The sequence below is a fragment of the Aeromonas rivuli genome, from assembly GCF_020149575.1.
In the GTDB taxonomy this organism is placed as follows: Bacteria; Pseudomonadota; Gammaproteobacteria; order Enterobacterales; family Aeromonadaceae; genus Aeromonas; species Aeromonas rivuli.
Genome location: NZ_CP079742.1, coordinates 4,259,948 through 4,267,500, shown reverse-complemented (window position 1 = coordinate 4,267,500; position 7,553 = coordinate 4,259,948). Strand labels below are relative to the sequence as shown.

Sequence of the window (7,553 nt, the reverse complement as noted above, 5' to 3'; positions counted from 1 at the left end):
AAAGAGTAACGGAGGAGCACGAAGGTTGGCTAATCCTGGTCGGACATCAGGAGGTTAGTGCAATGGCATAAGCCAGCTTAACTGCGAGACGGACAGGTCGAGCAGGTACGAAAGTAGGTCATAGTGATCCGGTGGTTCTGAATGGAAGGGCCATCGCTCAACGGATAAAAGGTACTCCGGGGATAACAGGCTGATACCGCCCAAGAGTTCATATCGACGGCGGTGTTTGGCACCTCGATGTCGGCTCATCACATCCTGGGGCTGAAGTCGGTCCCAAGGGTATGGCTGTTCGCCATTTAAAGTGGTACGCGAGCTGGGTTCAGAACGTCGTGAGACAGTTCGGTCCCTATCTGCCGTGGGCGTTGGATGATTGAAGGGAGTTGCTCCTAGTACGAGAGGACCGGAGTGAACGAACCTCTGGTGTTCGGGTTGTCACGCCAGTGGCACTGCCCGGTAGCTAAGTTCGGAATCGATAACCGCTGAAAGCATCTAAGCGGGAAGCGAGCCCTGAGATGAGTCATCCCTGACCCCTTGAGGGTCCTAAAGGGCCGTTGGAGACCACAACGTTGATAGGTGGGGTGTGTAAGCGCGGCGACGTGTTGAGCTAACCCATACTAATTACCCGTGAGGCTTAACCATACAACACCCAAGAAGTGTTTCTGGCCTTGTAGCAAGTGCATGAACTACTTACAAATTCAGTGATAGCGACAAGCCACGAGCAACATCGTTATTCACGTCAGCTTTCCGGATGAAGTTTTTGCCTGGCGGCCATAGCGCCGTGGACCCACCTGATCCCATGCCGAACTCAGAAGTGAAACGCGGTAGCGCCGATGGTAGTGTGGCATTCGCCATGCGAGAGTAGGACACTGCCAGGCTCCTAATTAGACAACATTGTACGCAGTACGATGTTGGCCGAGAGGATAACACCTCGCTGAAACGGCAGAAGATTTAGCAAAGCGCTAGCCAAATTGCGGAGCGGTAGTTCAGTTGGTTAGAATACCGGCCTGTCACGCCGGGGGTCGCGGGTTCGAGTCCCGTCCGCTCCGCCAATAAATAGAGAAGGCCTTCCCAATCGGGAAGGCCTTTTTGCTTTTCCGTTGTCGCACCGCTGCATGCCCAGTCCCTTCTTCCGCACTATCACTCCCCTGCATGGCACGCCATCTCCTTTCCCCCAGCTATGCCCAGGGGCTTCCGATGATGGTTGCATCAGCTTTTACTTGGATTTTTTATGGCTGGCCTGCAGTCTGTTTCTAGGATCAAAGGGGGGGATGGCGAGTAATGGCAAGGATAAGCAGCCTTGATGCCCAGTTTTTGCTGAGCAAGGGACGGATTTTTACCTTAAATACGTTAGAGATTGCAGCAGGGGAGTGCTGGGCTTTCATTGGCAGCAATGGTAGCGGAAAATCGACCCTCGCCAGGATCCTGGCCGACAAGTGGATCCCCAAGGCGGGGGTGTTCGAGCATGATTTAGCCCCTTTGGCGCTCATCTCCCTTGAGCGGTTACAAGCCTTGTTGGCGGCCGACTGGCAGCAGCGCAATAGTGACTGGTTGCTGACCGAAGAGGAGGATGGCTGGCTCACCCGGCAGTTGATACAGGCCGAGTACAGGGATGCGGCACGTTGCGAGGCCCTGGCGGCACAATTTGGTATTGCCCATTTGCTTGAGAGACCCTTCCACTACTTGTCGACGGGGGAGACGCGCAAGGTCATGCTCTGCCAAGCCTTGATGGCGCAACCTCGCTTGTTGGTGCTCGACGAGCCCTTCGAGGGACTGGATCAAACCTCCCGCCGGCAGTTGGCGGACGCCTTGCTGGTACTCAAGCAGAGCGGTATCACCCTGATCCTTATCTTGAACCGCATCGAAGAGACGCCGGAGTGGATCGGATCCATGGGCTTGCTTGAGAACGGAACCTTGCTCACTCGGGGGTCACGTCAGGAGGTGCTGGCATCGGCTCGACTGCTGGCGGCTGCACGGCAACAGGCCCTGGCCAGCTTGCCTCTGCCGGAGGCCGACAGTTCCCCCGAGCCGCTGGCTGAGTCGCAACCTCTGGTGATACTGCGTCAGGGGCGAGTCAGCTACGGTGGTGAGGCGGTTATCGAGGGACTGGACTGGCGAGTGGCACCCGGAGAGCACTGGCACCTCTGTGGCGCCAACGGGGCGGGCAAGTCTACGCTGTTGAGTTTGGTGTGCGGGGATCATCCTCAGGGTTATGCCAATGATCTGACCCTGTTTGGCCGCAGACGTGGCAGTGGCGAGACCATCTGGGAGATAAAGCGCCATATCGGCCTGGTAAGTTCGAGTCTACATCAGGATTACAGGGTCAACTGTTCGGCGCTGACCCTGGTGTTGTCCGGCTTCTACGACAGCATAGGGTTGTATGAGCGGCCAACGGACAGGCAGCGCAAACTGGCGCTGGCTTGGCTGACGCTGCTTGGCATGGCGGAGTACGCGGATCGCTCCTTTCAGCAGTTGTCCTGGGGTCAGCAGCGTCTGTTGTTGATCGTGCGTGCCATGGTCAAGCATCCGGCCTTGCTGATCCTCGACGAGCCGCTGCAGGGGCTGGATGCGGTCAATCGTCAGCTGGTGCGCCACTGGATCAGCCTTCTGGTGAGTCAGAGTCCCAGCCAACTGCTGTTTGTCTCCCATCATCCGGAGGATGCACCGGACTGCATCAGTCACAGGCTCACATTGCGAGGTCTGAATGACTATCTCGTCGAAGTATTATGAGAGGGATCAGACACTGACGCTGGTGCAATGTCGTCTTCCCCCCTGTTCAGGCTGCACCCTGGGGATCAGGCAGGTATAATGACGGCCTTCAAACAAGGTGATGGTATGACTGCAGAGTATTTACAGCGATTCGGGGGCATTGCCCGCCTCTATGGCCAGCAGGCACTGGGTGCCTTCAGCCAGGCCAGGGTGTGCGTGGTGGGGATCGGCGGGGTTGGCTCCTGGGCGGCAGAGGCGCTGGCTCGGGCCGGCATCAACCAGATCACCCTGATCGACATGGATGACATCTGCATCACCAACACCAACCGCCAGATCCATGCCATGCAGGGCACGGTTGGCCGTCTCAAGACGGAAGTGATGGCCGAGCGCATTCGGGCCATCAACCCCGATTGCACCGTGACGGAAGTGGATGACTTCGTGACGGCGGACAACCTGGCCGAGCATATCAAGCGGGAATTTGACTATGTGGTCGATGCCATTGATTCGGTCAAAGCCAAGGTAGCGCTGATAGCCTTCTGCAAGCGCAACAAGATCCCCGTCATAGTGGCAGGCGGCGCTGGCGGCCAGATGGACCCGACCCAAATCACAGTGGCAGACCTGGCCAAGACGGTGCAGGATCCTCTGGCCGCCAAGGTGCGCTCGGACTTACGCCGGTTGCACAATTTCAGCAAGAATCCGGCGCGCAGGTTCGGGGTGGAGTGCGTCTTCTCCACCGAGCAGCTGAGTTACCCCGATGGCCATGGCGGCACCTGTCACGCCAAGGCGAGCAGTGACGGCAACATGAAGATGGATTGTGCCTCGGGTTTTGGCGCCGTGACACCAGTCACCGCCACCTTCGGTCTGGTGGCCGCATCCCGGGTGCTGAAGAAGATAGCCGAGCGAGGTGCCAAGGCTGACAGGATAGTGGCAGACTCGCAGCAATGAAGAGAGCGCCTCAGGGCGCTCTCTTTGTATCAGCAGTGCGCTTGGCGCTGTGACTCAGCTGGCGGCCAGGAGTCGTATCCCCTGCACTATGGCCCTGAGCCCGTTGCCCCGCGACGGGCTCAGGTGTTTCTCCAGCCCCAGCTCGCTGAAATAGGCTTCGATATCAAAAGCCTGGATTGCCTCTGCGCGTTGGTGATTGAAGGCTGCCAGTACCAGCACAATGAGGCCGCGCACGATGCGAGCATCGGAGTCACAGGCGAAGTGCCAGCAACCATCCTCACTCCGCTCCCCTCTCAACCAGGCCTGGCTCTCGCAACCCTTGAGGCGATGATCTTCCTGTTGCCACTCGGGCGGCAATACAGGCAGCTGCTTGCCGAGCTGGATGATGAGTCGATATTGGTTCTCCCAGCCATGGGCTGCTGCAAACTGCTGACGCAGGGTGTCGGCGTTTGGCTCAATGCCGATGGCGGTATAGCGTTCGAGAGTGTGCATGCCGGTCATCCGCCTTAAAAGAAGTCACTTAACTTGTGCAGCGCCGCCAGTAGGGCATCCACATCGTTCCGATTGTTGTAACAGGCCAGGGAGGCGCGCATTGTGCCGCTCAGTCCCAGGCTCTCCATCAACGGCATGGCGCAGTGATGGCCGACCCGCAGCGCTATGCCCTGCATGTCGAGCAGGGTGGCGGCATCTTGCGGGTGGATCTCTTCGAGCAGGAAAGAGACGGCGCCGGATCGCTGCAGCGGCTCACCGATGAGGCGCAGCCCCGGGATCTGTTTCAGGCCCGCGACCAGCTGCGCCATGAGCGCGGCTTCGTAGTGCGCTATGGCCTCCCTGTCCTGGGCGAGCAGAAAGTCGACGGCGGCGGCGAGGCCGATGGCGCCGGCGATATGGGGGGTGCCCGCCTCGAACTTGAAGGGCAGGCTGTTGAAACTGGTGCCGCTGAAACTGACCCTGTCGATCATCTCGCCCCCCGCCTGCCAGGGCGGCATCCGTTCCAGCAGGGCCGCTTTACCCCAGAGCACACCTATGCCGGTCGGGCCATAGAGCTTGTGGCCGGAGAAAACGTAGAAGTCGCAGCCAATGGCTTGCACATCCACCTCAAAGTGAGCCACCGCCTGGGCGCCATCGATCAGGGTCAGGGCACCGACGGTCTTGGCGGCGGCGACTATCTGTTTCACCGGGTTGACGGTGCCCAGAGCATTGGAGACATGGGCGACGCTCACCAGCCGGGTGCGCGGCCCCAGCATGGCCAGGTAGGCCAGCATATCCAGATCGCCACGCTCGTCCAGGGGGATCACCTTGATGATGGCGCCGGTGCGCTCGGCAACCAGCTGCCAGGGGACGATGTTGGCGTGATGCTCCAGGGTGCTGAGCACTATCTCATCCCCCACCTCAAGTTCGCTGGCCCCCCAGCTTTGGGCGACCAGGTTGATCGCCTCAGTGGCGCCGCGGGTCCAGATGATCTCGCGCTGATGAGGGGCATTGATAAAGCGGGCCAGGGTCTCGCGGGCCCCCTCAAAGGCGAGGGTGGCGCGACCGCTCAGGGCATGGGCGGCGCGATGCACGTTGGCATTGTCGGTACGATAGAAGCCGTCCATCGCGGCCAGTACGGCATGAGGCTTGTGGGTGGTGGCGGCATTGTCGAGATAGACGAGAGGGTGGCCATTGACCTGTTGGGCCAGGGCCGGAAACTGGTCGCGCAGCCGGGCGTGTTCTTGCAGGTTCATGCTCCCCTCGTCATCTCTTGGAAAAGTCGGCCATGATCCGGAAAAAGGCGGGCAAACACAAGGTGAAGTGTCGTGCCCATTTCGGTGGATGCGGCTATCTCTGCTACAATGCTGCCCCTCATCATAAGCCAAGAGATCCGGCCCATGAAGCTCAACCCCAATCAGAATGAAGCGGTCAAGTTTGTTTCCGGCCCTTGCCTGGTGCTGGCGGGTGCCGGATCGGGCAAGACCCGCGTCATCACCAACAAGATTGCCTATCTGGTGCAGCAGTGCGGCTATGACGCGCGCAATATCGCCGCCGTCACCTTCACCAACAAGGCGGCGCGGGAGATGAAGGCACGGGTCGGCCAGACCCTGGGTCGCAAGGAGGCGCGGGGGCTGATGGTCTCTACCTTCCATACCCTGGGTCTGGATATCATTCGCCGTGAGCACAAGACGCTGAATCTCAAGGCGAACTTCTCTCTGTTCGATGACACCGATCAGCTGGCGCTGCTGAAAGAGTTGACCGAGGCTGAGCTCGATAACGACAAGGACAAGTTGTCTGCCCTCATCAGCCAGATCTCCAACTGGAAGAATGACCTCATCTTGCCCCCGCGCGCCATGCGCATCGCCCAGGGGCCCGAAGAGGTGCTGATGGCACAGCTCTATGAGCGTTATCACCGCCAGATGGTGGCCTACAATGCACTGGATTTTGATGATCTCATCGTGATGCCGACCCTGCTGCTCAAGAGCAACGACGAGGTGCGCACCCGCTGGCAGAACAAGATCCGCTACCTGTTGGTCGATGAGTATCAGGACACCAACACCAGCCAGTACGAGCTGGTGAAGCAGATTGTCGGCGAGCGGGCCCGTTTCACCGTGGTGGGGGACGATGACCAGTCGATCTACTCCTGGCGTGGTGCCAAGCCCCAGAACCTGGTGCTGCTCAACGAGGATTTTCCCAGCCTCAAGCTCATCAAGCTGGAGCAGAACTACCGCTCCAAGCGGCGCATCCTGAAATGCGCCAACATCCTGATCGCCAACAACCCCCACGTGTTCGACAAGGCGCTGTTCTCCGAGCTCGATAACGGGGTGCCAATCAAGGTGTTGTTTGCCAAGAATGAGGAACACGAAGCGGAGCGCATCGCCGCCGAGCTGATGGGCCACAAGTTCATGAATCGCACCAGCTTCAAGGATTACGCCATCCTCTACCGGGGCAACCATCAGTCGCGCATCTTCGAAAAAGCGCTGATGACCAACCGCATCCCCTATCGCATCTCCGGTGGCACCTCGTTTTTCTCGCGCACCGAGATCAAGGACATCATGGCCTACCTCAAGCTGCTGGTGAATCCGGACGAGGACACGGCATTTTTGCGAGTGGTCAACCTGCCGCGCCGGGAGATCGGCCCCACCACCCTGGAGAAGCTGGGCCAATATGCCAACCAGCGTGGCAAGAGCCTGTTTGCCGTCAGTTTCGAGCTGGGCCTGGAGCAGCATCTCTCCGGTCGCGGGCTGGTCGCCCTGCAGGCCTTCACCAACTGGCTGGTGCGCCTGGGCGATCAGGCGCTGCGTGGCAATCCGGTGGAGGCGGTGCGGGACATGATCAAGGAGATCCACTATGAAGAGTGGCTCTACGAGACGTCGCCCAGCCCCAAGGCTGCCGAGATGCGGATGCAGAACGTCTCCACCCTCTATCGCTGGATCACCGAGATGCTGGAGGGGGATGAGTTGGAAGAGTCGATGACACTCGCCCAAGTGGTCACCCGACTCACCCTGCGGGACATGATGGAGCGTAACGAGGGGGAAGATGAGGCCGATCAGGTGCAGTTGATGACGCTGCACGCCTCCAAGGGGCTGGAGTTTCCCTATGTCTTCATGGTGGGCATGGAGGAGGGCCTGCTGCCGCACCAGACCAGCATAGATGAAGACAACGTGGAGGAGGAGCGCCGCCTCGCCTACGTGGGCATCACCCGCGCCCAGACCGAACTCACCTTCACCCTCTGCAAGGAGCGGCGCCAATATGGGGAGTCGGTGCGCCCCGAACCGAGCCGCTTCCTGCTGGAGCTGCCCCAGGACGATCTGGAGTGGGAGAATCAGAAGCAGGTGACGGCGGAGGAGCGCCAGCAGAAGGGGCAGATCGGGGTCGCCAATCTGCGCGCCATGTTCAAGAAGGATTAATCCGCCCCACCGCCTGAC

General features: G+C 59.7%; 5 protein-coding genes, 1 tRNA gene and 2 rRNA genes (1 of these 8 cut by a window edge). 6 read left to right on the top strand and 2 right to left on the bottom strand.

What is annotated here, in order from left to right; all coding sequences use genetic code 11:
* The 5 genes from KYK33_RS19670 to tcdA form a co-directional block, all read left to right on the top strand.
* Positions 1-639: ribosomal RNA gene (locus KYK33_RS19670) — 23S ribosomal RNA — on the top strand; it begins 2,251 nt to the left of the window's first position.
* A gap of 121 nt (positions 640-760) precedes the next feature.
* Positions 761-875: ribosomal RNA gene (gene rrf / locus KYK33_RS19665) — 5S ribosomal RNA — on the top strand.
* 97 nt (positions 876-972) lie between these two features.
* A tRNA-Asp gene (locus KYK33_RS19660) sits at positions 973-1,049 on the top strand.
* A gap of 229 nt (positions 1,050-1,278) precedes the next feature.
* Complete coding sequence (gene modF, locus KYK33_RS19655) at positions 1,279-2,727, top strand: molybdate ABC transporter ATP-binding protein ModF (protein WP_224431601.1); 1,449 nt, start codon at positions 1,279-1,281, stop codon at positions 2,725-2,727.
* A 105-nt stretch (positions 2,728-2,832) separates the two neighbouring features.
* Positions 2,833-3,651, top strand: coding sequence for a tRNA cyclic N6-threonylcarbamoyladenosine(37) synthase TcdA (gene tcdA / locus KYK33_RS19650; RefSeq protein ID WP_224431600.1), 819 nt, complete (start codon positions 2,833-2,835; stop codon positions 3,649-3,651).
* 54 nt (positions 3,652-3,705) lie between these two features.
* On the opposite strand, the gene KYK33_RS19645 is transcribed toward tcdA, so the two are convergent.
* Together KYK33_RS19645 and KYK33_RS19640 are read right to left on the bottom strand one after the other, a co-directional pair.
* Positions 3,706-4,143: a SufE family protein gene (locus KYK33_RS19645; RefSeq protein ID WP_224431599.1), complete on the bottom strand. Its 438-nt coding sequence runs from the start codon at positions 4,141-4,143 to the stop codon at positions 3,706-3,708.
* 14 nt (positions 4,144-4,157) lie between these two features.
* A complete protein-coding gene (locus KYK33_RS19640) occupies positions 4,158-5,378 on the bottom strand; it encodes an aminotransferase class V-fold PLP-dependent enzyme (protein WP_224431598.1) in 1,221 nt (406 codons plus the stop codon).
* Positions 5,379-5,522: 144 nt separating this feature from the next.
* Between KYK33_RS19640 and rep the strand changes: the two genes are divergently transcribed.
* A complete protein-coding gene (gene rep, locus KYK33_RS19635) occupies positions 5,523-7,535 on the top strand; it encodes a DNA helicase Rep (protein WP_224431597.1) in 2,013 nt (670 codons plus the stop codon).
* Positions 7,536-7,553: the final 18 nt, after the last annotated feature.

Bases quoted from the DNA above. Each gene is read 5' to 3' on its own strand.
- modF (WP_224431601.1), top strand. From the start codon at position 1,279: ATGGCAAGGATAAGCAGCCTTGATGCCCAGTTTTTGCTGAGCAAGGGA.
- tcdA (WP_224431600.1), top strand. From the start codon at position 2,833: ATGACTGCAGAGTATTTACAGCGATTCGGGGGCATTGCCCGCCTCTAT.
- KYK33_RS19645 (WP_224431599.1), bottom strand. From the start codon at position 4,143: ATGCACACTCTCGAACGCTATACCGCCATCGGCATTGAGCCAAACGCC.
- KYK33_RS19640 (WP_224431598.1), bottom strand. From the start codon at position 5,378: ATGAACCTGCAAGAACACGCCCGGCTGCGCGACCAGTTTCCGGCCCTG.
- rep (WP_224431597.1), top strand. From the start codon at position 5,523: ATGAAGCTCAACCCCAATCAGAATGAAGCGGTCAAGTTTGTTTCCGGC.